This is a genomic window from Kitasatospora sp. NPDC057692 (assembly GCF_042799475.1).
GTDB lineage: Bacteria > Actinomycetota > Actinomycetes > Streptomycetales > Streptomycetaceae > Kitasatospora.
Window position 1 is genome coordinate 204878 of record NZ_JBHVIV010000002.1, and the last position, 24125, is coordinate 229002.

The 24125-nt window shown below is 72.8% G+C and carries 25 protein-coding genes; 12 read left to right on the plus strand and 13 right to left on the minus strand.

From position 1 onward, the window contains the following. Positions 1-166: 166 nt before the first annotated feature. Together ACFVFS_RS02045 and ACFVFS_RS02050 are read left to right on the plus strand one after the other, a co-directional pair. The gene (locus ACFVFS_RS02045) at positions 167-892 is read left to right on the plus strand and encodes a ricin-type beta-trefoil lectin domain protein (protein WP_380619059.1); all 726 of its coding nucleotides are present in this window, start codon (positions 167-169) and stop codon (positions 890-892) included. A 53-nt stretch (positions 893-945) separates the two neighbouring features. Continuing rightward, positions 946-1734: a ricin-type beta-trefoil lectin domain protein gene (locus ACFVFS_RS02050; protein ID WP_380619061.1), complete on the plus strand. Its 789-nt coding sequence runs from the start codon at positions 946-948 to the stop codon at positions 1732-1734. A 24-nt stretch (positions 1735-1758) separates the two neighbouring features. Here the strand turns inward: ACFVFS_RS02050 and ACFVFS_RS02055 are convergent, their stop codons facing one another. Further along, positions 1759-2361, minus strand: a complete 603-nt coding sequence (locus tag ACFVFS_RS02055) for a TetR/AcrR family transcriptional regulator (protein WP_380619063.1) — start codon at positions 2359-2361, stop codon at positions 1759-1761. 151 nt (positions 2362-2512) lie between these two features. Here ACFVFS_RS02055 and ACFVFS_RS02060 point away from each other — a divergent pair, with 151 nt between their 5' ends. The 3 genes from ACFVFS_RS02060 to ACFVFS_RS02070 are packed head-to-tail and all read left to right on the plus strand — an operon-like array spanning position 2513 to position 3946. Further along, positions 2513-3181, plus strand: a complete 669-nt coding sequence (locus ACFVFS_RS02060; protein ID WP_380619065.1) for an FMN-dependent NADH-azoreductase — start codon at positions 2513-2515, stop codon at positions 3179-3181. A gap of 5 nt (positions 3182-3186) precedes the next feature. Then, positions 3187-3510, plus strand: a complete 324-nt coding sequence (locus ACFVFS_RS02065; RefSeq protein WP_380619067.1) for a DMT family transporter — start codon at positions 3187-3189, stop codon at positions 3508-3510. 28 nt (positions 3511-3538) lie between these two features. After that, the gene (locus tag ACFVFS_RS02070; protein WP_380619069.1) at positions 3539-3946 is read left to right on the plus strand and encodes a PIN domain-containing protein; all 408 of its coding nucleotides are present in this window, start codon (positions 3539-3541) and stop codon (positions 3944-3946) included. A gap of 12 nt (positions 3947-3958) precedes the next feature. On the opposite strand, the gene ACFVFS_RS02075 is transcribed toward ACFVFS_RS02070, so the two are convergent. The 11 genes from ACFVFS_RS02075 to ACFVFS_RS02125 all read right to left on the minus strand — a co-directional run bounded on the left by ACFVFS_RS02075 (position 3959) and on the right by ACFVFS_RS02125 (position 13977). After that, positions 3959-4750, minus strand: coding sequence for a sirohydrochlorin chelatase (locus tag ACFVFS_RS02075; protein ID WP_380619071.1), 792 nt, complete (start codon positions 4748-4750; stop codon positions 3959-3961). A gap of 10 nt (positions 4751-4760) precedes the next feature. Then, the gene (locus ACFVFS_RS02080) at positions 4761-5672 is read right to left on the minus strand and encodes an ABC transporter permease (RefSeq protein ID WP_380619073.1); all 912 of its coding nucleotides are present in this window, start codon (positions 5670-5672) and stop codon (positions 4761-4763) included. Next, on the minus strand, positions 5659-6462 hold the full coding sequence (locus ACFVFS_RS02085) for an ABC transporter ATP-binding protein (RefSeq protein WP_380619075.1): 804 nt from the start codon (positions 6460-6462) through the stop codon (positions 5659-5661). The genes ACFVFS_RS02080 and ACFVFS_RS02085 overlap by 14 nt, the downstream gene beginning before the upstream one ends. 165 nt (positions 6463-6627) lie before the next feature. Continuing rightward, positions 6628-7785, minus strand: coding sequence for an aliphatic sulfonate ABC transporter substrate-binding protein (locus ACFVFS_RS02090; RefSeq protein ID WP_380619077.1), 1158 nt, complete (start codon positions 7783-7785; stop codon positions 6628-6630). Between the two features lie 274 nt (positions 7786-8059). Then, positions 8060-9385: a sulfate adenylyltransferase subunit 1 gene (locus ACFVFS_RS02095; RefSeq protein WP_380619079.1), complete on the minus strand. Its 1326-nt coding sequence runs from the start codon at positions 9383-9385 to the stop codon at positions 8060-8062. Next, positions 9385-10323 carry a sulfate adenylyltransferase subunit CysD gene (cysD, locus tag ACFVFS_RS02100; RefSeq protein WP_380619081.1) on the minus strand — a complete coding sequence of 313 codons (939 nt, stop codon included), beginning with the start codon at positions 10321-10323 and terminating at the stop codon, positions 9385-9387. The genes ACFVFS_RS02095 and cysD overlap by 1 nt, the downstream gene beginning before the upstream one ends. After that, on the minus strand, positions 10320-10901 hold the full coding sequence (gene cysC, locus ACFVFS_RS02105) for an adenylyl-sulfate kinase (protein WP_380619140.1): 582 nt from the start codon (positions 10899-10901) through the stop codon (positions 10320-10322). The genes cysD and cysC overlap by 4 nt, the downstream gene beginning before the upstream one ends. A gap of 57 nt (positions 10902-10958) precedes the next feature. After that, a complete protein-coding gene (locus ACFVFS_RS02110) occupies positions 10959-11660 on the minus strand; it encodes a phosphoadenylyl-sulfate reductase (RefSeq protein WP_380619083.1) in 702 nt (233 codons plus the stop codon). Then, on the minus strand, positions 11641-11820 hold the full coding sequence (locus ACFVFS_RS02115) for a hypothetical protein (protein ID WP_350543785.1): 180 nt from the start codon (positions 11818-11820) through the stop codon (positions 11641-11643). Before ACFVFS_RS02115 ends, ACFVFS_RS02110 begins: the two co-directional genes overlap by 20 nt. 150 nt (positions 11821-11970) lie before the next feature. Then, positions 11971-13695, minus strand: coding sequence for a nitrite/sulfite reductase (locus tag ACFVFS_RS02120; RefSeq protein ID WP_380619085.1), 1725 nt, complete (start codon positions 13693-13695; stop codon positions 11971-11973). Positions 13696-13893: 198 nt separating this feature from the next. Further along, complete coding sequence (locus ACFVFS_RS02125; RefSeq protein WP_310593185.1) at positions 13894-13977, minus strand: putative leader peptide; 84 nt, start codon at positions 13975-13977, stop codon at positions 13894-13896. A 221-nt stretch (positions 13978-14198) separates the two neighbouring features. Here ACFVFS_RS02125 and ACFVFS_RS02130 point away from each other — a divergent pair, with 221 nt between their 5' ends. Further along, positions 14199-15500, plus strand: coding sequence for a YihY/virulence factor BrkB family protein (locus tag ACFVFS_RS02130; RefSeq protein ID WP_380619087.1), 1302 nt, complete (start codon positions 14199-14201; stop codon positions 15498-15500). Between the two features lie 197 nt (positions 15501-15697). Here ACFVFS_RS02130 and ACFVFS_RS02135 read toward each other — a convergent pair whose 3' ends face one another. Then, positions 15698-16771 (minus strand): DUF6081 family protein, encoded by a 1074-nt coding sequence (locus ACFVFS_RS02135; RefSeq protein ID WP_380619089.1) that lies wholly within the window; start codon positions 16769-16771, stop codon positions 15698-15700. Between the two features lie 399 nt (positions 16772-17170). Here ACFVFS_RS02135 and ACFVFS_RS02140 point away from each other — a divergent pair, with 399 nt between their 5' ends. The 6 genes from ACFVFS_RS02140 to ACFVFS_RS02165 all read left to right on the plus strand — a co-directional run bounded on the left by ACFVFS_RS02140 (position 17171) and on the right by ACFVFS_RS02165 (position 24086). Beyond that, complete coding sequence (locus ACFVFS_RS02140) at positions 17171-18091, plus strand: LLM class flavin-dependent oxidoreductase (RefSeq protein ID WP_380619091.1); 921 nt, start codon at positions 17171-17173, stop codon at positions 18089-18091. A gap of 22 nt (positions 18092-18113) precedes the next feature. Continuing rightward, positions 18114-19535 (plus strand): FAD-binding oxidoreductase, encoded by a 1422-nt coding sequence (locus tag ACFVFS_RS02145; protein WP_380619093.1) that lies wholly within the window; start codon positions 18114-18116, stop codon positions 19533-19535. Beyond that, positions 19532-20539 carry a glutathione S-transferase family protein gene (locus tag ACFVFS_RS02150; RefSeq protein WP_380619095.1) on the plus strand — a complete coding sequence of 336 codons (1008 nt, stop codon included), beginning with the start codon at positions 19532-19534 and terminating at the stop codon, positions 20537-20539. The genes ACFVFS_RS02145 and ACFVFS_RS02150 overlap by 4 nt, the downstream gene beginning before the upstream one ends. Positions 20540-20627: 88 nt before the next feature. Further along, positions 20628-22127 carry an FAD-binding oxidoreductase gene (locus tag ACFVFS_RS02155; protein WP_380619097.1) on the plus strand — a complete coding sequence of 500 codons (1500 nt, stop codon included), beginning with the start codon at positions 20628-20630 and terminating at the stop codon, positions 22125-22127. 62 nt (positions 22128-22189) lie between these two features. Next, complete coding sequence (locus ACFVFS_RS02160; RefSeq protein WP_380619099.1) at positions 22190-23227, plus strand: methyltransferase; 1038 nt, start codon at positions 22190-22192, stop codon at positions 23225-23227. Positions 23228-23315: 88 nt separating this feature from the next. Beyond that, positions 23316-24086: a DUF6597 domain-containing transcriptional factor gene (locus ACFVFS_RS02165; RefSeq protein WP_380619101.1), complete on the plus strand. Its 771-nt coding sequence runs from the start codon at positions 23316-23318 to the stop codon at positions 24084-24086. The last annotated feature ends 39 nt before the right edge of the window (positions 24087-24125 follow it).

The window sequence follows — 24125 nt, forward strand, 5'->3', positions numbered from 1 at the left end:
GGCCCCGTCCGTGGACGGACCGTTGGCGTGATCGTCCCCCCGCGCTGTTGACCGTGGCCGTACATCCCCCCGACGCTTTCACGCGGCCCGCACAAGTGGTGCACCGTCATCACGGTTCCGCCGTCCGCGGGTTGTCCGGTTCACCGTCTTCGGAAGGACCTTCCCGATGCGTCGTACCGCCGCCCTCCTCTCCAGCGCCGCCCTGCTCGGCGCGGCCGCCTCGCTCGCCGCCCCGGCCACCGGCGCCCAGGCCGCCGGGGGCTGTTACGCCTACGCCGGCGGCTGGAACGCCTACGGCAACTGTTCCGGCATCGACCCGCTGCAGAGCTGGTACGTGGTCGCCACCTGCCAGTACTGGAACACCGACCACACGGTGCAGTTCTCCCGGCCGGTCTACGGCTTCACGGTGATCGGCGACGGCACGTCGGTCGCCTCCTGCGGGATCAACGACACCGTGGCCTTCCCGCGCGTCGTCTACGGCGCCAAGCTGCCGCCCCAGCCCGCGGGGCCGGTCGGCCCGATCACCGGCTACGCGAGCAAGTGCGTCGACGTGAAGGGCGCCGCCACCTCCGACGGCACCCCCGTCCAGATCTACGACTGCAACGGCACCAACGCCCAGCAGTGGAAGATCGCGGTGGACGGCACCGTCCGCGCCTTCAACAAGTGCATGGACGTCACCGGCGCCGGCACCGCCAACGGCACCAAGATCCAGCTGTACACCTGCAACGGCACCGGCGCCCAGCAGTGGCAGGTCCGGGCCGACGGCTCGATCCTCAACCCGGCCTCCGGCCGCTGCCTGGACGACCTCGGCTTCTCCACCGCCAACGGCAACCAGCTGGGCATCTGGGACTGCAACGGGGCCGCGAACCAGGTCTGGCACGTGCCGGCGTGACCGGCCCGGCACCGCAGTCGTCCGGATCGCCCTCGTCCCCCAGGAGCCCCGCCGTGCGCCGTACCGCCACCCTGTTCGCCGCCGCCCTGCTCGCGGCGGCCGCCGCGCTCACCGCCCCGTCCGCCGCCGGTGCGGCCGGGGGAGTGCCCTCCGCCGCCGAGCCGGCCGCGCCGGTCCCGCCGGCCCCGTCGGCCGGGCAGGCCGCCGGCCCGGCCGACAAGTGCACCGTCACCCCCGAGGGCTTCGGCTCCCGGGCGACCTGCTCGGGCATCGACCCCATGCAGACCTGGGTCCTCGCGGGCACCTGCGTGAGCTACCCGAGTTCCGGGCTCCCGGTCTACTCGCAGGCCTGGAGCAGCGGCTGGGTCACCGGCAACACCACCGCCACGGCGAGCTGCCCTCCCATGTCGTTCCCGTGGTGGATCGACATCACCTTCGGCCCCGCGCCCCCGGCCGGTCCGGTCGGCCCGATCGTCGGCTACGGGAACAAGTGCGTCGGGGTGAAGGACGGCGGCACCGCCAACGGCACCCCCGTCCAGATCTGGGACTGCCTCGGCAACACCGCCCAGACCTGGAAGATCGCCGTCGACGGCACCGTCCGCGCACTCGGCAAGTGCCTGGACGTCAAGGGCGGCAACGGCTCCCTCGGCACCCCGGTGCAGCTCTACGACTGCAACGGCAGCGGGGCCCAGCAGTGGCAGCCCCGGCCCGACGGCTCGCTCTACAACCCGATGTCGGCCCGCTGCCTGGACGACTACGCCTACTCCACCACCAACGGCGGCCAGATCCTCATCTGGGACTGCAACGGCGCCGCCAACCAGGTCTGGCACGTGCCGGCCTGACGGCGCCCGGGGCCCGGCCCCGGGTCAGCCGAGGGCGCCGTGCGCCAGGACGGCGAGGCCCGCCGCGATCCGGTCGGGGGTGAGGCCGCCGTCGCGCTGGTGGCGGAAGAGCTCGGGGGCGAGCGGGGCGAGCAGCTGGTCGGCCAGGACCTCAGGGTCCGGCCGGCCGGCCTCGCGCGCCAGGTGGGTGAGGTGCAGCCGCCAGAACGCGTAGGCGCCGGTCCGGTAGCGGGCGGCGCCGGTCTCCGCGCCGAGCACCAGGGGGAGGTGGGCCTCCAGCAGCCCGACCATCGCCGCGTAGAAGGCGGCCAGCCGTTCGGCCGGGGCCGGTGCCGCTCCGGCCTCGCCCGGGCCGAGCGGCGGGGCGCCGCGCAGCAACCGCTCCTGGAGGGCGCGCTCGTGCTCGTCGAGCAGGGCGCGGGCGATCGAGGCGCGGTCCGGGTAGCGGCGGTAGAGGGTGCCGCGGCCGATGCCGGCGGCCCGGGCGATGTCGTCCATGGTGACGGCGGTCGGATCGCCCTCGGCGAAGAGCCGTTCGGCGGCGGCGAGCACCTTGGCCCGGTTGCGGGCGGCGTCGGCCCGTTCGCGGGGCGGCGGGCCGTCGGCCAGCGGGAGTTCCGTCGTCATGGGAGTCAACGGTAGAGGGAGGCGGGCACCGGAGGGAAGTGGACAGGCTGTCCACTTCCCTCTAGCGTAGGTGCTGCCCGAGGAAAATGGACGCTGTGTCCGCTTGTCTCGGGCGGCACCGTCCTGCCCAGACCGTTTCCGGGGGTTCACCGTGTCCCACCTCCTGCACCTCGACAGCAGCGCGCGCACCGACTCCTTCTCCCGCCGCCTCGGCGGGGCCTTCGCCGAGGCCTGGCGCGCCGGGGGCGGTGAGGTCACCCACCGCGACCTCGCCGCCGAGCCCGTCCCGCCGATCCGCGAGGGCTGGACCCTGATCTGCGACACCCTGCTGCGCGAGGGCATCACCGACATCGCCCGCTACCCCGAGGCGGTCCGCACCGCGCAGGAGCGGGAGGCCTGGGCGGTCGTCGGGCCGCTGCTCGACGAGCTGGTCGCGGCGGACGTGGTGCTGATCGGCGCGCCGATGTACAACTTCGGCGTCCCCGCCGCGCTCAAGGCCTGGATCGACCAGGTGACCTTCCCGAAGATGGTGCTCGCCCCGCGCAGGTTCGTGGTGGCGGCCGCCCACGGCGGCGCCTACGGGCCCGGCACCCCGCGCGAGCCCTACGACCACCACGGCCGCTACCTGCGCGACTTCGTCCGCGGCCACTACGCGGTGGAGGACACCGAGGTGATCGCCGCCGAACTCGTCAACTCGCTGGTCGACCCCGCGCTGGCCGGGCGGCTCGGGCAGCACCGGGAGTCCGTCGCCGACGCGCTGCACCGGGCCGGGAAGCTGGGCGCCGAGCTGGTCGGCCACCGCATCCCGAGGGAGGGCTGAGCGCCGTGCCGTGGATCTGGCTGCTGCTCGCGGGCGTGGTGGAGGTCGCCTGGGCGCAGTCCATCAAGCCGACCGAGGGGTTCACCAGGCTCCCGCAGACCGCCCTGTGCTTCGTCCTCATGCTGGGCGCCGTCTACCTGCTCTCCCGCGCCCTCCAGGACCTCCCGGTCGGCACCTCCTACGCCGTCTTCACCGGCATCGGCACCATCGGCACCGTCCTGACCTCCCTCGCCGTCCGCCACGAGGTCCCGTCCCCGACCGCCCTCACCGGCCTCGCCCTGATCACCGCCGGCCTGATCACCGTCCACTTGGGCACCACCACCCCCTGACCGCGTCGCGCCGGGCCCGCCCGCAATGTTGACGGAAGGCAATGGCTCGGCCCTGGTGCTGCTGCTGTGCGACCCGAAGTTGCAGACCGCCTGGTACGACGCGATCGACGCCGAGTCGATCGCGTCGTGCTATCCGCAGCGCGCCGAATTCCTCTACAGCGCGCGTGACGGCCCGGAGTACGACGAGATCGCCGAGATGTTCGCCGAGCTCTGTCCGGACGTCTCGGTACCCAAGAGCGCGGGGCGCTGGATCGACACGGTGCAGCGCCGGATGGCGCTCGCCGGGCAGCACCGCAGCGCCTCGGCGGTCGACCTGCTGATCGCGGCGACGGCCGCGCACCACGGACTCACGGTGCTCCACGACGACGCCGACTACCGCACGGTGGCCCGTCACACGCCCGATCTCACCGAGCACAGCATCCTGGACCATGCCTGACGGCCGGAGGCCTCAGGCGGTGAGGGCCGGGGCGGCTTCCGCCGTGGTGCGGGCCTCGTCGTAGCGGGTGAGGAGGAGGCGGGCGAGGTCGGGGGTGGGGGCGAGGGTGGCGGCGAGATGGTCGGCGGCGGCCTCGGTGGCGGCCTCGGCGATGCGGTCGGGGAGCAGGCCGGGGGCGAGGAGGTAGGGGGAGACGGCGACCCGGTCGACGGCGGGGGCGCGGCGCAGGGCGGCGACGGCGTCGGGGACGCGCGGGCCGTTCGCGGAGGCGTAGGCGACCTCGACGGCGGCCCAGCCGCGGGTGCGGCGCCATTCGGCGGCGACCGCCCGGGTGGCGGCGTCGGCGGCCGGGTCGGAGGAGCCGGCGGCGGCGAGCACGACGCCGGTACGGGCCCGCGCGGCGGGGGAGGCGAGCTCCGGCGCGGCCTCGGCGAGGCGGCGGTCGAGCGCGGCGAGCAGCAGCGGCGACGGGCCGAGGACGTCCGCCACCGGCAGGTCGGCGCCGGCCGCGCGCAGGGCGGCGGGGATGTCGTGCTTGGCGTGGAAGGCCCGGTTGAGCAGGAGCGGCACGGCCACCGCGGCCGGACCGAGCCGGTCCAGCACCTGCGGGATGCGCGGCGCGCAGTGGTCGAGGTAGGCGGTGGCGACGTCCAGACCGGGCCGCAGCGCCCGCACCTGGGCGACCAGCGCGGCGACGGCCGCGGCGTGCCGGGGGTCGCGGCTGCCGTGGGCGATCAGCAGCAGGGCGGGGCTGCCCGCCGCCACCGGGGTGGCGGGGGCGGCGGACAGCCGTCGGTCGGTCATGCGGAGGGCCTCACTTGCCCGAGGCCAGCAGGCCGCGGTTGCGCAGCACCCGGCGCTCGACCGGGGTGAAGACGAGCAGTTCGATGGCGATGCCGACGAACAGGATGAGGATGATGCCGAGCAGGACGCCCGCCATGTCCGAGAACTCGCGCTGGTTCTCCAGGAACCGGCCCAGGCCCAGGCCCAGGTCGGGGGAGGAGGCGACGAGCTCGGCGGCCATCAGCGAGCGCCAGGAGAACGCCCAGCCCTGCTTGAGCCCGGCCAGGTAGCCGGGCAGGGCGGCGGGCAGCAGGATGTGCCGGGCGCCGGTGAGGCCGGTGGCACCGATGGTGCGCCCGGCCCGCAGGAACAGCGGCGGGACCTGGTCGATGCCCGCGACCAGGCCGTTGGCGATGGACGGCACGGCGCCGAGCAGGATGACCGCGTACATCATCGAGTCGTTGATGCCGAGCCAGATGACGGCGGCGGGCACCCAGGCGACCGAGGGCAGCGACTGGAGGCCGGAGAGGACCGGGCCGAGCGCGGCGCGCACCGGCTTGACCCGGGCGACGATCAGGCCGATCGGGGTGCCGATCACCAGCGCGACCAGGAAGCCGGACAGACCGCGCCAGACGCTGGTCCAGACGATCGAGAACAGCGTGCCCTGGTACCAGAGGTCCTCGGCGGCCCGCCAGACGTCCAGCGGGCTGGGGAGCTTGTACTCGGTGGTGACGTGCAGGCTGTACGCGCCCTGCCAGAGGGCGAGCACCAGGAGCACACCGAGCAGCGGCGGCAGGACCTTCTGCCGGAGCGTCTCGGCGGTGGAGTTGCGCTGGGTGACGACCGCGTCCAGCGCGTCCAGGCCCGACCCGACGCTCGCGAAGTCGGCGACGACGCCGCCGTGGGCCGTCTCCGTCTTGGTGGTGGTGTCAGTGCTGGCCATGGCGGCGGATCTCCCCACGCAGTTCTTCGGTGATCTCGATGGACAGGTCGGCCACGCCGGAGGACTCGATCCGGCGCGGCTGCGGGAGGTCGATGCGCCACTCGCGGTTGACCCGGCCGGGGCGGGAGGAGAGCAGCACCACGCGCTGGGCGAGCCGGACGGCCTCCCGCACGTTGTGGGTGACGAACAGGACGGAGAGCTGCTTCTCCGCCCAGATCCGGGTGATCTCGTCGTGCAGGACGTCGCGGGTGATGGCGTCCAGGGCCGCGAACGGCTCGTCCATGAGCAGCACCTGGCTGCCCTGGGCGAGGGCGCGGGCCATCGCGACGCGCTGGCGCATGCCGCCGGACAGCTCGTGCACCCGCTTGCCGTAGGAGCCCTCCAGCCGGACGAGTTCGAGCAGCCGCTCGGCCTCGGGGCGGCGCTCGGGGCGGGGCACGCCGGCGAGCTTGAGGGCGAGTTCGATGTTCTTGCCGGCCGTGAGCCAGGGGAAGAGCGCGTGTTCCTGGAACATCAGCGCGGGGCGTCCTCCGGGCACCTCGATGCTGCCCGCGCTGGGCTTGTCGAGGCCGGCGACCAGGTTGAGCAGGGTGGACTTGCCGCAGCCCGAGGCGCCGAGGAGCGTGACGAACTCGCCCGGGGCGACATCGAGCGTGATGTCGTCCAGGACGTGCGTCTGCGCGCCGGGGCGGCCGAAGGACTTGTGGACGTGCGAGATCCGGACGGCGGGGGCGCCGTCGCGAGTGCCGACGCCGGGGGCGTCGTCCGAGGTGGTCAGTGCCGGAGTCATTCCGGGCACCTCCTGCGTGGTGTGGTCTGGCGTGCGGTGTCAGGGAGAGGGCCGGGGTCCGGGCCCCCGCCCGGCCCGCGCTCGGGGCATCGAGCGGATATCGGTACGGGCGGGGCGGGGGCCGGACCGCGGGGATCCGAGTGCGGTGGTGCCGTTCTCCGGGCGCTACTTGGCGCCGAGTCCGGCGTCCGCGACGGGGCTCTGCCCCTTCTCCTTCAGCACCTTGTTGAGCAGGGTGAGGTCGTAGATGCCGTTCAGGTTCGGCTTCTTGAGCAGGCCGGCGGTGACGGCGTTGTCGGCCTCGGTCTGCAGGGTGGAGGCCAGCGGGTCGTCCAGGAAGTCGATGTCGGCCCAGGCCGGGTCGAGGATGGCCGCCTCCAGCGCGTTGCCGGCCTCCTTCTTGATGGCCTCGTTGGCGGTGGCCTTGGCCTTGTCCGGGTTGGCCTTGATGTAGGCGTTGGTGTTCACCGAGCCGCGCAGCACGGCCTCGACCACGTCGGGGTGTTCGGCGAGGAACTTCTGCGAGACGATGATGTTGGTGATCACGAACTTCTTGTCCGGCCAGATGTCCTTCTCGTTGAGGAGGACCTTCGCGCCGAGGCTGACCAGCTTGGAGGCGGTCGGCTCGGGCACCCAGGCGGCGTCGATGGAGCCCTGCTTGTAGGCGTCCGGGGTGACCTTGTTGTCCGAGCGCACCACGCTGACGTCGCCGGCGCCGGACTGGGCGTCGACCTTGAAGCCCTTGCCCGCCAGGTAGTTGAGCAGCGCCACGTCCTGGGTGTTGCCCAGCTGCGGGGTGGCGATCTTCTTGCCCTTGAGGTCGTCCAGCGAGGTGACCTTGTCCGGGTTGGCGACCAGCTTGACGCCGCCGGAGGCCGAACCGCCGACGATCTTCAGCGACTTGCCCTCGGACTTGGTGTAGCCGTTGATCGCCGGGGAGGGGCCGATCCAGCCGATGTCGATGGAGCCGGCGTTGAGCGCCTCGATCTCGGCCGGGCCCGCGTTGAAGATCTGGGTCTTGACCTGGGTGGAGCCCAGCTCCTTCTGGATTATGCCTTCCTGGAGGCCGACCAGCGGGGTGCCGTGGGTCAGGTTGGCGAAGTAGCCGATCTTCACCGTGTCGGCGGAGAGCTTGGCGCCGGAGGCGGAATCACCGGCGGGGGCGGCGGTGTTGGACTTCTTGTCGTCGTCCTTGGAGCCGTAGCCGCAGGCGGAGAGCAGCGCGACGGCGGTGAGGCCGGCCACGGCGGCCGCGGCGGAGCGTCTGATCCGGCCGGCGCCGGGGTGTGCGGGGGTATGCGGAAGTGCCTGGTTCGGTGCCATGGTGAGTCCTGTTCGCGGACGGACCGTCAGGAAAGCGGTCTCGGGCGGACGTTCGGTCAAGGTTGTGCTTGCGGCACCGCGGGGTGCCGGGCAAGCCGGGCCGGGGACACCGTTGCGCCTGCTGTGGGGAGGGACAGCGGCGCCGGCCCGGTGACAGGACGTTCTCAGCCCTGTCGGCCCACACATCGCGTCAGGCCGCCCTGGCCACTGCCGAGGACGCCGCTGCCGATGCGGCCGCCTTCCTTGTCCATGCCCGAGAACGCCTCGCTGGGCATCAGACCCAGTCCTCCTCGTCGGGTTCGTTGGCGTCGGTGGTGCGTACGGTCTCGAAGGCCTCGCCCGCCATGCCGGCGGTGAGGGTGGTGCCGTCGGCCGGGTCGATCAGCAGGAACGATCCGGTCCGGCGGTTGTCGCGGTACTCGTCGAGCGCCAGCGGCTCGGCGGTGCGCAGCACCACGTGGCCGATGTCGTTGACGTTCAGGCCCTCGGCGCCGGAGCGCTGCTCCAGCGTGTCGATGTCGATCCGGTAGCCGATCTCCTTGACCAGCGCCCGGACCGTGCGGGTGGTGTGCTTGAGCAGCACCTTGTCGCCCGCCCGCAGCGGCCGCTCGTTGAGGTGGCTGACCGTCGCCTCGATGTCCTTGGTGGGGACGGGCGCCGGGCCGGCCGCGATGAGGTCGCCGCGGGAGATGTCGATGTCGTCGGCGAGCCGCACGGTGACCGACTGGGGGGCCCAGGCGATGTCGGTGCTCCGGCCGAGCGCGTCGATGGCGGTGACGGTGGTGGTGTGGCCCGACGGCAGCACGGTGACGGCGTCGCCGACCCGCAGTACGCCGGAGGCCAGCTGGCCCGCGTAGCCGCGGTAGTCCGGGTGCTCCTCGGTCTGCGGGCGGATCACGTACTGGACCGGGAAGCGGGCCGGCTCGGCGCTCGGGTCGCTGCCGACCGGCACCGTCTCCAGGTGCTCCAGCAGGGTCGGGCCGCCGTACCAGTCCATGTGCGCGGACGGCTCGACGACGTTGTCCCCGGCGAGCGCGGAGATCGGGACGGCGACGACGTCCTTGACGCCGAGCGAGGCCGCGTAGGCGGTGAACTCGGCGGCGATGGCCGCGAAGACCGGCTCGGCGTAGTCGACCAGGTCCATCTTGTTGACGGCCAGCACCACGTGCGGCACCCGCAGCAGGGCGGCGACGGCGGCGTGCCGGCGGGTCTGCTCGACCACGCCGTTGCGGGCGTCGACCAGCACGACGGCCAGCTCGGCGGTGGACGCGCCGGTGACCATGTTCCGGGTGTACTGCACGTGCCCGGGAGTGTCGGCGAGGATGAACCGCCGCCGGGGGGTGGCGAAGTAGCGGTAGGCGACGTCGATGGTGATGCCCTGCTCGCGCTCGGCGCGCAGGCCGTCGGTGAGCAGCGCGAGGTCGGGCGCCTCCTGGCCGCGGTTGCGGGAGGCGTGCTCGACGGCCTCCAGCTGGTCCGCCAGCACCGACTTGGAGTCGTGCAGCAGGCGGCCGACCAGGGTGGACTTGCCGTCGTCGACGGAGCCGGCGGTGGCGAAGCGCAGCAGCGAGGTGGCGTTGGTGTCCTGGGTGGTGCTCATTAGAAGTATCCCTCGCGCTTGCGGTCTTCCATCGCGGCCTCGGAGAGCTTGTCGTCGGCGCGGGTGGCGCCGCGCTCGGTGAGGCGGCTGGCGGCGATCTCGGCGATGACGGCCTGGATGGTGGTGGCGTCGGAGTCGACGGCACCGGTGCAGGACATGTCACCGACGGTGCGGTAGCGGATCAGCCGCCGCTCGACGGGCTCGTTCTCCTTGGGGCCGCCCCACTCGCCGGCGGTCAGCCACATGCCGTTGCGGGCGAAGACGTCGCGCTCGTGGGCGTAGTAGATCTCCGGGAGCTCGATGTTCTCGCGCTCGATGTACTGCCAGACGTCCAGCTCGGTCCAGTTGGAGAGCGGGAAGACGCGCACGTGCTCGCCGACGGCGTGCCGGCCGTTGTAGAGCGACCACAGCTCGGGGCGCTGGCGGCGCGGGTCCCAGGCGCCGAACTCGTCGCGCAGCGAGAAGACGCGCTCCTTGGCGCGGGCCTTCTCCTCGTCGCGGCGGCCGCCGCCGAAGACGGCGTCGAAGCGGCCCTTCTCGATGGCGTCGAGCAGCGGGACGGTCTGCAGCGGGTTGCGGGTGCCGTCCGGGCGCTCGCGCAGCACGCCGCGGTCGATGAAGTCCTGGACCGAGGCGACGTGCAGGCGCAGGTTGTGCCGCTCCGCCGCGCGGTCCCGGTAGTCGATGACCTCGGGGAAGTTGTGGCCGGTGTCGACGTGCAGCAGCGAGAACGGGATGGCGGCCGGCCGGAAGGCCTTGAGCGCCAGGTGCAGCATGACGATGGAGTCCTTGCCGCCGGAGAACAGGATCACCGGGCGTTCGAACTCCCCCGCGACCTCGCGGAAGATGTGCACCGACTCGGCCTCCAGCGCGTCCAGGTGGGACAGCGCGAAGGGGTTGTCGTCGGCCTGGACCAGGCTCTGGGTCGCGGTGGTCATGCCAGGCCCCTCTCGGTCAGGAAGGCGTGCAGCTCGGCGGCGGACTCGGCGACCGCGCGCCCCTGGGTCTGGAGCCGCAGCTCCGGGTGCTCGGGCGCCTCGTAGGGGTCGTCGACGCCGGTGAGGCCGGAGAGCTCGCCGGCCGCCTGCTTCGCGTACAGCCCCTTGACGTCGCGCTCGGCGCACAGCTCCACCGGGGTGGCGACGTGGATCTCCAGGAACTCCGTGCCGCGCTCGGCGTGCCGCTCGCGCACGGCGGCGCGGGAGTCGGCGTAGGGCGCGATCACCGGGGCCAGCACCTTGACGCCGTTGGCGGCGAGCTTCTCGGCGACGAAGCCGATCCGGGTGACGTTGGTGTGCCGGTCCTCGCGACCGAAGCCGAGGCCCTTGGAGAGGAACTCGCGGATCTCGTCGCCGTCCAGGACCTCGACCTTGTGGCCCTCGGCGCGCAGCCGCTCGGCCAGGGCGAAGGCGAGCGTGGTCTTGCCCGCGCTCGGCAGCCCGGTCAGCCACACGGTGGCGCCGCGCTCGCAGGGGCCGGCCGCGGGGGCCGCCTCTGCGGCTCCGGCGGCGGCCAGGGTGTCGGCTGTGGTCACGTTGCAGTCCTTAGAACGGTAGTTGACGGGTGTTCGGGGCTAGAGGTGGATGCCGCACTCGGTCTTGCCGGAGCCGGACCAGCGGCCGGACCGGGCGTCCTCGCCCTCGCCCGGCTTGCGGGTGCAGGAGAGCGGGGAGCAGCCGACCGAGGTGTAGCCCTCCCACAGCAGCGGGTTGAGCAGCACGCCGTGGGCGTTGACGTAGGCGTCCACGTCCTCCTGCGTCCAGCGGGCGATCGGGGCGATCTTGACCTTGCGGCGCCGGGCGTCCCAGGCGACCACCGGGGTGTTCGCGCGGGTCGGGGACTCGTCGCGGCGCAGCCCGGTGGCCCAGGCGTCGTAGCCGCCGAGGCCGCGGTTGAGCGGTTCGACCTTCCGCAGCGAGCAGCACAGGTCCGGGTCGCGGTCGTGCAACTGCGGCCCGTACTGCGCGTCCTGCTCGGCCACGGTCAGCGCCGGGGTGAGCGTGATGACGTTGACCGGCATGGTCGCGGCCACCGCGTCCCGGGTGCCGATGGTCTCCGGGAAGTGGTAGCCGGTGTCCAGGAAGACCACGTCCACGCCGGGGAACACCGAGGAGGCCAGGTGGGCGACGACCGCGTCCTCCATGGAGGAGGTGACGCAGAAGCGCCTGCCGAAGGTGTCGGCGGCCCAGCGCAGGATCTCCTGCGCGGTGGCCTCCTCCAGCTCCCGGCCGGCCCGGGCGGCCAGCTCCTCGTGGTCAGTCGTCGTGCCGGTCACTCTGGTTACCCCCGTTGGTCGGTGACAGCAGGCCGAGGAACTTCAACTGGAAGGCCCGGCGGCAGCCGTGGCATTCCCAGGCGCCGTGGCCGGCCTCCGACGGCCGCAGGTCCTCGTCCCCGCAGTACGGGCAGAAGAAGGGGGCCGCACGCTCGCTCATGCGGCCACCTCGCTGCGCTCGGCGGTCGCTTCGCGAGACGCGCACCTCTTGACGGTTCGCTCGCTCCGCTCGCTCATGCGCCCACCTCGCTGCGCTCGGCGGTCGCTTCGCGAGACGCGCACCTCTTGACGGTTCGCTCGCTCCGCTCGCTCACGAGAGCTGCTCCTCGCTCGCCCGGGCGGTCCACTGGGCGAAGCGCTCGCCCTCGGCGCGGTCCTCCCGGTACCGGGTCAGCACCCGCTCGACGTAGTCCGGCAGGCCCTCGCTGGTGACCTTGAGGCCGCGGACCTTGCGGCCGAAGCCGGCCTCCAGGCCGAGCGCGCCGCCCAGGTGCACCTGGTAGCCCTCGACCTGGTTGCCCTGCTCGTCCGTCACCAGCTGGCCCTTGAGACCGATGTCCGCGACCTGGATGCGGGCGCAGGCGTTGGGGCAGCCGTTGATGTTGATGGTCAGCGGCTCGTCGAAGTCGGGCAGCCGCTTCTCCATCTCGTCGATGAGCGTGCGGCCGCGCTCCTTGGTCTCGACGATGGCGAGCTTGCAGTACTCGATGCCGGTGCAGGCCATGGTGCCGCGGCGGAACGGCGAGGGGGTGACCCGCAGGTCCAGCGCCTCCAGGCCGGCCACCAGGGACTCGACCCGCTCCTCGGGGACGTCGAGGACGATCATCTTCTGCTCGGCGGTGGTGCGCAGCCGGTCGCTGCCGTGCGCCTCGGCGAGGTCGGCGATCTGCCCGAGCAGCCTGCCGTCGACCCGGCCGACCCGCGGCGCGAAGCCGACGTAGTAGTTGCCGTCCTTCTGCCGGTGCACGCCGACGTGGTCGCGCCAGCGGCCGGCGGGCTGCTCCGGGGCGGGGCCGTCGATCAGCTTGTACTTGAGGTACTCGTCCTCCAGCACCTGGCGGAACTTCTCGGTGCCCCAGTCGGCGACCAGGAACTTCAGCCGGGCGCGGTTGCGCAGCCGGCGGTAGCCGTAGTCGCGGAAGATGCCGATGACGCCGCCGTAGACGTCGGCGACCTCGTCCAGCGGGACCCAGGCGCCGAGCCGGACGCCGAGCTTCGGGTTGGTGGACAGGCCGCCGCCGACCCAGAGGTCGAAGCCGGGGCCGTGCTCGGGGTGGACCACGCCGACGAAGGCGACGTCGTTGATCTCGTGGGCGACGTCCAGCAGCGGGGAGCCGGAGACGGCGGACTTGAACTTGCGCGGCAGGTTGGAGAAGTCCTTGTTGCCGATGAAGCGCCGCTGGATCTCCTCGATGGCGGGGGTGCCGTCGATGATCTCGTCCTCGGCGATGCCGGCCACCGGGGAGCCGAGGATGACGCGGGGGGTGTCGCCGCAGGCCTCGGTGGTGGACAGGCCGACGGCCTCCAGCTTCTGCCAGATCGCCGGGACGTCCTCGATCCGGATCCAGTGGTACTGGACGTTCTGGCGGTCGGTCAGGTCGGCGGTGTTGCGGCCGTACTGCTCGGAGACCTCGGCGACGGCGCGCAGCTGGGCGACCGTCAGCCGGCCGCCGTCGATCCGGACGCGGAGCATGAAGTACTCGGCGTCGAGCTCGTGCGGATCCAGGATCGCGGTCTTGCCGCCGTCGATGCCCTCCTTGCGCTGGGTGTACAGACCCCACCAGCGCATCCGGCCGCGAAGGTCGGCCGGGTCGATCGAGTCGAAGCCGCGGTGCGCGTAGATCGTCTCAATACGTGTCCGCACATTGAGACCGTCGTCGTCCTTCTTGAACTGCTCGTTGGCGTTCAAGGGGGTGAAGTGCCCCATGCCCCACTGGCCCTCGCCGCGGTGACGGGTCACCTTGCGAGCGGCGGCGGGGCGGCGCGCGGGGGCGCGGTCGGCCGGGGGCTCGGCGGTCTCGGGGGTGGTGGCCATGGTGAAGTCCTTCGGGGCAGGTGGCTCTGACGCCGGGTTGGTCGCTGGGCGTGCTCGGCGGTGCGGTACTGCTGCGACCTGCGTTTTTCTCGGGACGGGAGAGCAGTCGCGACGGCCGGGCGGGCGCCTGCGCATCCGCTTCGGCGGGGATGGCGGGGAGGTGGCGCCGGGTGCGGTGGGAGGCGGCGGGAAGGGGGCTCAGGTCACCGGACAGATGGCGCTGGACACGCGAAGGAGATCGACGTGCAGTCGACCTACTAGGGTGGTTCCGGCGCTCGGCATGGCAAGAGATTCGCACGGCGCACGACTCGCGGTCCACTAACGTCCGCATTCTGGATGCCGGGGTTTCGGATCGTGAGATGTGGGAGCGTTCCCGCCGCTCCCGCCGACCGGGCCCCGCGCGCCGCCGCCGCACGGCCCCCGGGCGGCCGCCCGGGCCGCCCGCACGGCACCGGGACCCCGGGAGATCCGCCGACCGGTCCCGGCCCGATACCGTTACCCCTGTGCAAGCAGCAGGCGAAACGACCAGGCCGAACCCCGAGCGGCCCTCCCGGCGTCGGGGCAAGGGCGCCCGGCGCCGAAGGGCGGCCAAGCAGGTCACCTGGCGGACCACCGCCTGGGCCCTGGTCAAGGACACCACCAACACCTGCGTCGAGTACCGGGTCACCGGACTCGCCGCGGAGGCGGCGTTCTTCACCCTGCTCTCCATCCCGCCCCTGCTGCTCTGCCTGGCCGGCACGCTCGGCTACCTGGACGACTTCCTCGGCGCCGGCACCATCGACAAGCTGAAGGCCGACATCGTCAAGGCGGCCGGCACGGTCCTCTCGGACTCCTCCATCACGCAGGTGGTGCAGCCGCTGCTGAAGCAGGTGTTCGACCAGACCCGGCCCGACCTCGTCTCGATCGGCTTCCTGCTGTCGCTGTGGTCCGGATCCCGGGCGCTCTACATCTTCATCGACACCATCACCGTGATGTACGGGCTGGACGGCAGGCGGGGCATCGTCAAGACCCGGCTGATGTCGCTCGGCCTCTACCTCGGCGCGCTGGTGATCGGCTCGCTGGTGCTGCCGCTGCTGATGGCCGGGCCGGAGCTGGTGACCAACGCCGTGCCGGAGAGCGCCGGACTGCTCAACGCCACCTACTGGCCGTTCGCGATCCTGCTGCTGATCGTCTCGCTGACCACCCTCTACCACCTGGCGGTGCCGGTCTCCACGCCCTGGCGCGAGGACATCCCCGGCGCCCTGGTCGCCCTGGTGGTGCTGGTCTTCTGCAGCGTGGCGCTGCGGCTGTACCTGGTGAGCTCGATCGAGGGGCACTCGGTGTACGGCTCGCTGGCCGCGCCGGTGGCCGTGCTGCTGTGGATCTTCGTGGTGGCGCTCGCGGTGCTCATCGGCGCCGCCATGAACGCGGCCATAGACCGCCGCTGGCCCACCCTGGAGACCGCCGACGCCCGCGCCGAGAACGAGCGCGCCCACGAGGAGGCGGCCGCCGCCGTGGTCCGCGAGGTGGCCGCCCGGCGCGCCGTCGAGCGGGCCCGCCGGGCGCGCGAGCTGGGCCTCGCCGAGGGCGGCGAGGAGGAGTACTGGGAGGACGAGGGCGAGGACGTCGACGTGCCCTCCGAGTACCCCGAGCGCTGGGCCGACGTGCTCGCCGCCGAGAACGTCCGCGGCCGCATCACCGCCCGCGGCGGCGGCCCGCACCACCGCCCCGCCCCGCCCCCGCCGGACAGCGACCGCCCGACCGCCCCGCCGCCCGAGTACCCGCTGCCGACCCGTCCGCCGCGCCCGCCGTGGGACCAGCGCTGACCGCGGCCGGGGCCGCCTCCGGGCGGACCGCCGCAGGGGGAGGGGCGCCGGCGGGGCGGGGCCGGGTCGCCAGCGGGTGAGCGCCCGAGGAGCGTGGGCAGGAGGCGGGAGCACACCCGCGACCTGCGCCGTGCGAGGGGCCGTCGGACGGCCGGAAGGCCGCCGAGCGTGGCTCGGCGGCCCCGGGAGCACGCCGGTCAGTCGTTGTCGTCGACCCGCCGGCTGGATATGACGTAACGATCCATCGCGAGTTCCGCGCCCTGTCCGAAGAGCCGGCTGCCCGCCAGGCTCGCGTCGTCCTGGAAGTGCTGCGCCGCGGGCGACCCGGTCGTCGGGTCGAAGTAGAACGGCTGCGCGTTGGTGAGGCGCACGAGACCGGAGCCCGGGTTGCCGGGGGCGGCGCCGTCCAGCACGGAGAACATCCCCATCCCGCAGTTCAGCTGGCGCGGCCGGACGTCCTGCTGCGTCCCGCCGTGGTCCAGGACCATGTTGGCCCGCGACACGTGGTGGCCGAGCCGGCTCACCTCGTAGACCTTCCGGCCGTCGACGTACCAGCGGACGACCCCCGCGGCGCGGTCGTAGCCGATCCGGAGGTGGTTCTTGGTCGCCGGGTTCCGGTCCGCCACCGGGATCGCGAACGCGAACGAGGCGTAGTCGCCCAGGGTGTCGCGGTAGTACGGGCTGCGCTCGTAGAAGGCGTACACCTTGTCGTCGGTGACGAAGAAGTCGAATATCAGCCCCGTCTCGGGGTCGACGGCGTTGACGGCGGCCGCGGCGAGCCGCAGGTCGTCGGCGGGGACGGTCGGGCCGAAGGGGTGCCCCGCGGTCCCGTACGTGTGGGCCGTCAGCCAGGTCTCGCAGCTGAGCTCGTACCCCGGAACCGCGTCGAACCCGGCGAAGCCCGTGGAGGCCTGGTGGGACGTCAGCGTGACCCACTTGGCGTGGTCGAGCGCTCCGCCCAGCGGATAGTCCTGGGGGACGGTCTGCGAGAACGCCGGTTCTCCTGTACGGGGGTTGACCCCCTTCGACACCAGCCGGAGGCCGCGCGGCGAGGTGCTCGCCACCGCGTCGTTCGGCGTGAAGGCGCCGTAGCCCGCGTACGTCCAGCGGGCGTCGGGCCCGGAGTCGCGGAAGCCTCTGCGGAAGTCGTCCCACACCAGCCGGTAGTGCCGCGAACCGCTGTCCGTCGCGGCGCTTGCGGGCGCGGACAGCAGCGCGGCGCACAGCGCGGCGATCAGCGGAAGGAGTAACAGGCGCGTCCTGTGAAGCATCGAGGATCCTCTCGGTGGAGGCGGGGTGCGGGCTCGGAGTCCTGTTTGGAGGTGCGGCTTTTCGCCCACGCGAACAGCGGGAATCAACAGGATTCGAGCAGCGCTGATGAAGGCCTCCGACCGTCGGAACGGCCGGCTTCCCGAGATCCCCCCGTGCGTGACAGAGCCTCAGGACAGCCCGTCACGTGATGCGGGCAATCTAAAGCAGCCGGACCGGTCTGGCCAAGGCTTTTCCCGAGGAGGAGATCAGGCCCTCGGCGGCTCCGGGACGGGTGTCCGATCCGTTCAAGACCGGGATGGATCTCTCCGCCTATCGTCCTCCTGCGCGTCCGACACCTGCGCGGAATCCCGCACTCGGCCGCGTTGGTCTTGTCATGCCCCAGGCCGGATGGAGTCATTGTGAAAATCGGAATTGGTCTGCCCAACGCCATCCCCGGGCGTCCTCCGCGTGAGATCAAGCGGTGGGCCGAGGAGAGCGAGCAGGTGGGCTTCCACTCCCTGGGCTCGATCGACCGGCTGGTCTACGACGTCCTCGACCCGCTGGTCTGCCTCGGCATCGCGGCCGCCGCGACCGAGCGCGTCCAGCTGCTCACCAGCGTCCTGAACGTCGGCTGGCGCAACAACCCGATCCTGTTCGCCAAGCAGCTCGCCTCGATCGACCTGATCTCCGGCGGCCGGCTCACCGCGGGCCTCGGCATCGGCGGCTGGCCGGACGACTTCGCCGTCAGCGGCGCCCCGACCAAGGGCCACGGCCGGCTCTTCGACGACGCCCTCCTGGAGATGCGCCGGGTGTGGGACGGCGAGGTCGCCAGTGTCTCCGGTCCCACCCCCCTGCCCGGCAAGGGACGCCCCAAGCTGCTCATCGGCGGCCTCATCCAGGCCGGGTACGACCGGGCCGCGCGCTTCGGTGACGGCTGGGTCGCCCCGACGTTCAACACGGACCTCCTGCTCAACGGCGTGAAGGGGGTCAACGAGGCCTGGGACAGGGCCGACCGCGCGGACCGCCCGCAGGTCCTCACCGGCCGCTACTTCTGCTGCGGCCCCGAGGCCGTCGAGCTCACGGACGAGTACGTGGCCCACTACTACGGCTCCAAGGAGTCGCCGTACTACCCGGGGGTCCGCGGCGACTCCCTCGACAGCGACGAGCGGCTCCACCAGGAGCTGGTCGCCCTCAGCGAGGCCGGCGTCGACGACCTCATCCTCTACCCCGCCAGCAGCTCGCTCGACCAGGTCCACCTGCTGGCCGAGACGCTGGAGCGGGTGGGCGCCCGGCGCACCCCCACCTTCGAGTTCACCACCGCCGACGCCCCGAGCAACTGAACCACGAGTCGAGGAACCACACGTGAGTGAGCAGACCCGTCCGGCGGACCTTCCTCCCGAGGCGGTCCGGGCCCTGGCCGAGACCGTCCGCGGCCCGGTCCTCCTGCCCGGTGACCCCGGCTACGACGACGAGGCCCTGGGCTTCGACCGCTCCGTCGTCCACCACCCGGCCGTCATCGTCGGAGCCGTCCACGCGGACGACGTCGCCGCCGCCGTCCGCTTCGCCCGCGACCACGGTCTGGGCGTCGCCGTCCAGGCCACCGGGCACGGGGCGTCCCTCGGCGCCGACGACGGGGCCCTGCTCCTCTCGACCCGCAGAATGAACGGCTGTCACGTCGACCCCGAGCGGAGCACCGTCCGCATCGAGGCCGGCACGCTGTGGCAGGACGTGATCCCGGAGGCCGCCCGGCACGGCCTCGCACCGCTGAACGGCTCCGCGCCGTTCGTCGGCGCCGTCTCTTACACGCTCGGCGGCGGTATCGGCCTGCTCTCCCGGCGCTACGGCTACGCCGCCGACCGCGTCCGGCGGATCGAGGTCGTCACCGCCGACGGCGAGGCGCGCACCGCCACCGAGGACGAGAACCCCGAGCTGTTCTGGGCGCTGCGCGGCGGCAAGGGGAACTTCGGCGTCGTCACCGCCCTGGAGGCCGAACTCGTCCCGGTCCGGCGGCTCTACGGCGGCGGGCTGTTCTTCCCGGCCGAGTCCGTCCGCGAGGTGCTGCACTTCTACCGCACCTGGATCGAGGAGCTGCCGGACGAGTTCAGCTCCTCCTTCTTCATGCTCGACTGGCCGGACGTCCCGGAGGTCCCCGAGGAGATCCGCGGCCGTTTCGCCCTCCACCTGCGACTGTCCTACCTCGGCCCGGAGGAGGAGGGCGCCCGGCTCGTCGCGCCGCTGCGCGCGGTCGCCGCCCCGCTCCTGGACACCCTCGCCGACATCCCGTACACCGACGTGGGCACGATCCACAACGACCCGCCCACGCCCGGCTCGTACCACATCAACACCTTCCAGCTGACCCGGCTCGACCACGACACGGTCGAGGCGATCCTCTCCCTGGTCGGCCCCGGCACGAAGAGCGCCATCGGCATCGAGATCCGCCACATGGGCGGCGCCCTGTCCCGGCCGCCCCGGGTGCCCAACGCCGTCGCGCACACCTCCGCCGCCTTCCAGCTGTACTCGGCCGGCGTCCTCGGCATCGGCGAGGACCAGGCCGTCCTCGACGGGCACGACCTGGTCGTCGAGACCTTCCGGCCGTGGAACAACGGCACCCGCACCCTCAACTTCATGGCGGGCGTGGCGCACACCGACCCCGAGGACGTCCGCCAGGCCTACACACCGGAGGCGTACGAACGGCTGGTCGCCGCCAAGGCCGCGTACGACCCGGGGAACATGTTCCGCTACAACCACAACATCCCGCCGACGACGAAGGGTCCGCACGCGTGAGCTCCGACTCCCCTCCCACCGAGGAACTGCGGCGGGCCCCCGCGGCCTTCACCGACCGGGTGACCGCGGACGGCCGCTTCGGCCGCGAGGCCGTGCCGGGCCGCTACCGCCTCGTCATCAACCGCGCCTGCCCGTGGGCGCACCGGGCCGTCATCGTCCGTCGGCTCATGGGCCTGGAGGACGCCATCTCGCTCGCCGTCACCGACCCCCTCCAGGAGGTCATCGCCGGCGAGGACCACTGGGTGTTCAGCGAGGCGACGGGCAGCCCCGGGGGCAAGGACCCGGTGCTCGGCATCCACGCGCTGCGGGAGGCCTACCTCGCCCGCGACCCGCACTACGCCGGCGGGGTCAGCGTGCCCGCGCTCGTCGACGCCGAGACCGGCCACCTGGTGACCAACGACTTCGACCGCCTCACCCTCGACCTGGGCGCCGAATGGGCCCCGCTGGCCCGGCCCGGCGCCCCCGAGCTCTATCCCGAGGCCCAGCGCGACGAGATCGACACGCTGTGCGAGGAGATCTACCAGGACCTCAACAACGCCGTGTACCGGGCCGGTTTCGCCCCCGACCAGCAGCACTACGACGCGGCGGTCGGCGCGGTCTTCGGCCGTCTCGACGCGCTGGAGGAACGCCTCACCGACCGCCGCTACCTGCTGGGCGACGCCCTCACCGAGGCCGACATCCGGCTCTTCCCCACGCTCGTGCGCTTCGACGCCGTCTACCACGGCCACTTCAAGTGCAACGTCCGCAAGCTGTCCGAGTACCCGGCGCTGTGGGCCTACGCCCGCGACCTCTTCCAGACCCCCGGCTTCGGCGACACGACGCACTTCGGCCACATCCGCACCCACTACTACTACGTGCACGCGGCGATCAACCCGACCCGGGTGATCGCCGCGGGGCCCGACGTGCGCGGCTGGCTGACCGCGCACCACCGCGAGCGCCTGGGCGGCGCGCCCTTCGGCGCGGGCACCGCCCCCGGCCCCGTCCCGGTCGGCGAACGCCTCTGACCCGGAGGCCGACGGCCGGACGGCAGACACCCCTCCTCCCGCCGGACCTGGGCAGCCGCCCGGGTCCGGACCCCGAGAAAGGAACACCATGCTCCGTCGTAGGTCCGTCCTGCTGGCAGGTGCCGCTGCCGCCGCCCTCACCGCCGCCGGTCCGGCGGTCGCGAAGCCGCGTGGCGACTGGGACCGGTTACGCTCCGCGCTCCAGGGCGACGTCATCCTCCCCGGCGACGCCGGGTACGACAAGGCCCGCCAGTCGCACTTCATCCAGTACGACCATCTGCGCCCGCAGGCCGTCGCCTTCTGCGAGACGCCGGCCGACGTCCGGAAGGTGCTGAGCTTCGCGCACTGGCACGACCTGCACACCGTGCCCCGCAGCGGCGGCCACAGCTACGGCGGCTACTCCACCAACGAGGGCCTGATCCTCGACGTGTCCCGGCTGAACCGGACCACCGTCGGCGCCTCCACCGTCACGCTCGGCCCCGGCGCCCAGCAGGTGGACGCCCTGGCCGCCGTCGACGCCTACGGCCTCGCCCTCCCCAGCGGTCTCTGCCCGACCGTCTGCCCCGGCGGCTTCCTCCAGGGCGGCGGCATCGGCTGGCTGACCCGCCGCGCGGGCGTCGCCACCGACCGGCTGGTCTCCGCCGACGTCGTCCTCGCCGACGGCCGCCTCGTGCGCGCCTCCGAGTACGAGCACCCCGACCTGTTCTGGGCGCTGCGCGGGGGCGGCGGCGGCAACTTCGGCGTCGTCACCCGCTTCGAGCTGCGGCCCGTCAAGATCCCCACGATGGTGAACTACAACCTCACCTGGCCCTGGGAGCAGGCCGCCACGGTCATCGACGCCTGGCAGCACTGGATGATCGGCGGTTCGCGCGACCTCGGCGGCGCCCTCGGCATCCAGTGGGTCGACGCCGGCACCGGCCGCCCCGACGTCCTCATCTACGGCGGCTTCGCCGGGAACCGGGCCGCCTTCGACCAGCAGCTCGCCGCGCTCGTCGCGGCCGTCGGCACCCAGCCCACCACCAGCGCCGTCGCCGAGAAGCCCTTCCGGCAGGCGATGATGCAGTGGTACGGCTGCCAGGACCTCGACACCAGCCAGTGCCACCGGATCGGCTACCTGCCGGAGAGCCAGCTCCCGCGCCAGACGTACTCGCTGGACCGCAACCGCATGGTCTCCCGCGCGATCCCGGCCGAGGGCATCCGCAAGATGCTCGACACCTTCACGGCCTCGCCGCGCGCCGGGCAGTTCCGCTACATCAGCATCTTCGCGCTCGGCGGCGCCGCCAACGACCTGCCGCGCGACGCGACGGCCTTCGTGCACCGCACGACCGAGCTGTACGTGGCCAACGTCGTCGGACTCGGCTCTCCCACCGCCACCGAGGAGGACCGCAGCGCCGCCCGGGCCTGGGTCACCAGCGCGTTCGACGCCGTCGACCCGTACTCGAACGGCGAGGGGTACCAGAACTTCATCGACCCCCTGCTCGACGGCTGGCAGTCGGCCTACTACGCCGAGAACTACGCCAGGCTCTCCCAGGTCAAGCGCAGCTACGACTCCGAGCGGTTCTTCCGGTTCGCCCAGGCGATCCGGTGACACCGGCAGCTCCGCAGCACGGCCCCGTTCCGCACCCCGCCCCGACGACCGTGGAGACGCAGATGACGGAGCACGTTGGTCCCGTGGACAGGACGGTCAACAAGGAGATGGTGGCGCTGCTCCAGGGCGCGTGGCGCTCCCGCGCCATCCACGTCGCCACCGAGCTCGGCCTCCCGGACCTGCTCGCGGAGGGCGAGCGCACGGTCGACGAGCTCGCCGCCGCGACCGACACCCACGCCCCCACCCTGGGGCGCCTGCTGCGGGTGCTGACCACCTTCGGCGTCTTCCGGCGGCTGCCCGACGGGCGGACGTACGCCCAGTCGCCGCTCTCCGCCGTGCTGGTCTCCACCCCCGGCAACGCCGAGTCCACCGACGCCCGGTTCATGGCCGCCGGCTGGCACTGGGCCGCCTGGGGCGAGCTGCTGCACTCCGTCCGCACCGGTACCTCCTCCTTCGAGGTCGCCAACGGCGGGGTGTCCTTCTGGGAGCTCACCAAGACCGACCCCGACGCCAAGCAGCGCTTCAACGCGGCGATGAGCGCCGTCTCCCTGGAGGAGAGCGCCGACATCGCCCGGGCCTACGACTTCTCGTCCGCGCGCCACGTCGTCGACGTCGCGGGCGGCCTCGGCAGCCTCCTCGCCGCGGTCCTGACCGCCCACCCCGAGGTGCGCGGCACGCTCCTGGAGCGCCCCGAGATCGTGCCGCTCGCCCGGGAACTGCTCGGGAAGGCGGACGTCGAGGGACGGTACGAGACGGTCGCGGGCGACTTCTTCGAGGAGGTCCCGGCGGGCGCGGACGTCTACACGATCAAGCGGGCCCTGCACGACTGGGACGACGCCACCATCGTCCGCATCCTGCGGCGCATCCGGGAGGCCATGCGCCCCGACTCGGTGCTGCTGGTCATCGAGGGGGTCGTGGACGAGGACTCGGACCAGGAGGCGCTCTTCCGCGGGCTCCTGCTCACCGTGCTCGTCGGCGGGCAGGACCGGCCCGAGTCGGACTACCGCGCCCTCGCGGAGGAGGCGGGCTTCACCATCCGACGGGGCATCCCGGTGGGCGACGGCGGCCTGCGGATCATCGAGGCCGTCCCGACGGCCTGATCTCGATCAACGAGCCGTCCCTGGGGGAGCCAGGCCGTTACTCTGGACGATCGAGTACGTCCTGGCTCCCGACCTTGTGAAGTGACCCATGACTGCATCTCGTTACCGTGAGCGGGCCGCCGTCCCGGAGCTCGCCGCGCACGTCCACAGCGTGTGGTGCCAGGAGGTGATGCCCGGCGGCCGGGCGCTCGCCCACCGGGTGCTGCCGGACGGGTGCACCGACCTCCTGTGGCGCGACGGCCGGCTCTGCGTGGCCGGCCCGGACACGGCCTGGCGGATGGAGTCCCTGCCCGCCGACTCCTTCATCGTCGGCATCCGCTTCAGACCGGGCGAGGCCCGCCCGCTCTTCGGCGACCACCCGATGGGGGAGTGGCGGGACCAGGAACTCGATCTGGCCGAACTGTGGGGCGTCCAGGAGGCCCGCGAGCTGGGCGAGCGCCTCGCCGAGGCCGGCCGCCCCCGGGAGATCGCCCAGGTCATGGAGCGGACCGTCGTCCGCCGCCTCGCCGACTTCGCGCCCGCCGACGCCGTCGTCCGCGGCGCGGTGAGCGCGCTCGCCTCCCGCCGCGAGCGCCCGGTCGCCGCGCTCGCGGCGGACTTCGGCATCTCCGAGCGCCAGCTCCGCCGCCGCTTCGTGGGCGCCGTCGGCTACAGCCCGAAGACCCTCCAGGGCGTCCTCCGGCTGGCCCGGGCCCTGACCCTGCTGCGCGACGCCCCGGCCCCGGCGAGCCCCGGCACCCCGTCCACGATGGTCGACATCGCCCTCACCGCCGGCTACGCCGACCAGCCCCACATGACGAGGGAACTGAGCCGTCTGACCGGCCTCACACCGGCTCGGATACGCCAGTACGGCACCTGAGCGCGGCTCGGCGGGGCTCCGGATTTAATCGGTGGTGCC

Excerpts from the sequence above, each read along its gene's own strand:
- ACFVFS_RS02045 (WP_380619059.1), top strand. The coding sequence starts at position 167 with ATGCGTCGTACCGCCGCCCTCCTCTCCAGCGCCGCCCTGCTCGGCGCG.
- ACFVFS_RS02055 (WP_380619063.1), bottom strand. The coding sequence starts at position 2,361 with ATGACGACGGAACTCCCGCTGGCCGACGGCCCGCCGCCCCGCGAACGG.
- ACFVFS_RS02075 (WP_380619071.1), bottom strand. The coding sequence starts at position 4,750 with ATGACCGACCGACGGCTGTCCGCCGCCCCCGCCACCCCGGTGGCGGCG.
- ACFVFS_RS02080 (WP_380619073.1), bottom strand. The coding sequence starts at position 5,672 with ATGGCCAGCACTGACACCACCACCAAGACGGAGACGGCCCACGGCGGC.
- ACFVFS_RS02085 (WP_380619075.1), bottom strand. The coding sequence starts at position 6,462 with ATGACTCCGGCACTGACCACCTCGGACGACGCCCCCGGCGTCGGCACT.
- ACFVFS_RS02090 (WP_380619077.1), bottom strand. The coding sequence starts at position 7,785 with ATGGCACCGAACCAGGCACTTCCGCATACCCCCGCACACCCCGGCGCC.
- ACFVFS_RS02095 (WP_380619079.1), bottom strand. The coding sequence starts at position 9,385 with ATGAGCACCACCCAGGACACCAACGCCACCTCGCTGCTGCGCTTCGCC.
- cysD (WP_380619081.1), bottom strand. The coding sequence starts at position 10,323 with ATGACCACCGCGACCCAGAGCCTGGTCCAGGCCGACGACAACCCCTTC.
- ACFVFS_RS02115 (WP_350543785.1), bottom strand. The coding sequence starts at position 11,820 with ATGAGCGAGCGTGCGGCCCCCTTCTTCTGCCCGTACTGCGGGGACGAG.
- ACFVFS_RS02120 (WP_380619085.1), bottom strand. The coding sequence starts at position 13,695 with ATGGCCACCACCCCCGAGACCGCCGAGCCCCCGGCCGACCGCGCCCCC.
- ACFVFS_RS02125 (WP_310593185.1), bottom strand. The coding sequence starts at position 13,977 with ATGCCGAGCGCCGGAACCACCCTAGTAGGTCGACTGCACGTCGATCTC.
- ACFVFS_RS02135 (WP_380619089.1), bottom strand. The coding sequence starts at position 16,771 with ATGCTTCACAGGACGCGCCTGTTACTCCTTCCGCTGATCGCCGCGCTG.
- ACFVFS_RS02155 (WP_380619097.1), top strand. The coding sequence starts at position 20,628 with ATGCTCCGTCGTAGGTCCGTCCTGCTGGCAGGTGCCGCTGCCGCCGCC.
- ACFVFS_RS02160 (WP_380619099.1), top strand. The coding sequence starts at position 22,190 with ATGACGGAGCACGTTGGTCCCGTGGACAGGACGGTCAACAAGGAGATG.
- ACFVFS_RS02165 (WP_380619101.1), top strand. The coding sequence starts at position 23,316 with ATGACTGCATCTCGTTACCGTGAGCGGGCCGCCGTCCCGGAGCTCGCC.